1 rRNA gene is annotated in these 1,701 nt (G+C 49.7%); it reads left to right on the forward strand.

Annotated elements, in window-relative coordinates:
- A 23S ribosomal RNA gene (locus tag MHM87_RS19740) occupies positions 1-1,701 on the forward strand; the annotation flags it as partial.

Here is a 1,701-nt window from a genome sequence, read left to right on the forward strand (position 1 = left end):
TAGGTATCGTTAACTGAATACATAGGTTAACGAGGCAAACGAGGGGAACTGAAACATCTAAGTACCCTTAGGAAAAGAAATCAACCGAGATTCCCCTAGTAGCGGCGAGCGAACGGGGAGCAGCCCTTAAGCTGTTTAGAATTTAGTGGAATCCTTTGGGAAGAGGAGCGATACAAGGTGATAGCCCTGTACACGACGGATTCTTTACAGTGAAATCGAGTAGGTCGGGACACGTGTTATCTTGACTGAATATGGGGGGACCATCCTCCAAGGCTAAATACTCCTAACTGACCGATAGTGAACCAGTACCGTGAGGGAAAGGCGAAAAGAACCCCTGTGAGGGGAGTGAAATAGAACCTGAAACCGTATACGTACAAGCAGTGGGAGCCCTTCGGGGTGACTGCGTACCTTTTGTATAATGGGTCAGCGACTTATATTTAGTAGCAAGGTTAAGTGAATAACGGAGCCGTAGCGAAAGCGAGTGTTAACTGCGCGTTTAGTTGCTAGGTATAGACCCGAAACCCGGTGATCTAGCCATGAGCAGGTTGAAGGTTGAGTAACATCAACTGGAGGACCGAACCCACTAACGTTGAAAAGTTAGGGGATGACTTGTGGCTGGGGGTGAAAGGCCAATCAAACCGGGAGATAGCTGGTTCTCCCCGAAATCTATTTAGGTAGAGCCTCGGACGAATTCCATTGGGGGTAGAGCACTGTTAAGGCTAGGGGGTCATCCCGACTTACCAACCCTTTGCAAACTCCGAATACCAATGAGAACTATCCGGGAGACACACGGCGGGTGCTAACGTCCGTCGTGGAGAGGGAAACAACCCAGACCGCCAGCTAAGGTCCCAAAATATTGCTAAGTGGGAAACGATGTGGGAAGGCATAGACAGCTAGGAGGTTGGCTTAGAAGCAGCCACCCTTTAAAGAAAGCGTAATAGCTCACTAGTCGAGTCGGCCTGCGCGGAAGATGTAACGGGGCTAAGCAATATACCGAAGCTGCGGCAGCAAGTTTACTTGCTGGGTAGGGGAGCGTTGTGTAAGTGGATGAAGGTGAGTTGTAAAGCTTGCTGGACATATCACAAGTGCGAATGCTGACATGAGTAACGATAATGGGAGTGAAAAACTCCCACGCCGGAAGACCAAGGTTTCCTGTCCCATGCTAATCAGGGCAGGGTAAGTCGGCCCCTAAGGCGAGGCAGAAATGCGTAGTCGATGGGAAACGGGTTAATATTCCCGTACTTATATAATCAGTGATGGAGGGACGGAGAAGGCTAGGCAAGCTTGGCGTTGGTTGTCCAAGTGAAAGTGAGTAGGCTGAAGACTTAGGTAAATCCGGGTTTTCAAGGCCGAGACACGAGACGAGCTCCCAAGGGAGTGAAGTTGTTGATGCCCTGCTTCCAGGAAAAGCTTCTAAACTTATGATTATATGAACCGTACCCCAAACCGACACAGGTGGTCAGGTAGAGAATACTAAGGCGCTTGAGAGAACTCGGGTGAAGGAACTCGGCAAAATTGTACCGTAACTTCGGGAGAAGGTACGCCTCTGTTTGTGAACACTTCGCGTGGTAAGCAAATGGAGGCCGCAGTGACCAGGTGGCTGGGACTGTTTATTAAAAACACAGCACTCTGCAAACTCGTAAGAGGACGTATAGGGTGTGACACCTGCCCGGTGCCGGAAGGTTAATTGATGGGGTTAGT

Origin of the sequence: Alteromonas sp. Cnat3-28 (assembly GCF_022348265.1) — a bacterium.
Lineage (GTDB): Bacteria > Pseudomonadota > Gammaproteobacteria > Enterobacterales > Alteromonadaceae > Alteromonas > Alteromonas macleodii.